The 346-nt window shown below is 45.1% G+C and carries 1 protein-coding gene; it reads left to right on the forward strand.

Annotated features, from left to right (window positions below; translation table 11 throughout):
- A partial coding sequence (locus ACWIUD_RS12095; RefSeq protein ID WP_454149421.1) for a hypothetical protein occupies positions 1-346 on the forward strand: 346 nt, incomplete at both ends.

The raw sequence follows: 346 nt of genomic DNA on the forward strand, positions 1-346 counted from the left end.
TTACAAAGCACTCAAATCAAAGGAAATCAAAGCAGATTCTGCGATTTACCAAAACGCCCTTTTTAACCTAATCTACGGCGATTTGGGGCTCTATTACGCAAATTATTTTGGCGGATTTGGAGTGAATTTTGGCGCAGGGGCGAAGTTCAATCTCGCCCCAAAACTCGCCAAAAGCAAGGTTTTAGTGCGAAGTCAAAACTTCGATTTTGCCCTAGATAGCGACAAAATTTTAGGTTACGCAAACGCGGGAATCTCGTATCTTTTGGAAGCGCAAAACTTCGATATGGAGTTTGGAGTGCAGTATTTTGGGGGATTTGGCGACAGGGGCATCTCAAACGGCGGCGGC

Source organism: Helicobacter sp. 23-1044 (assembly GCF_053654695.1).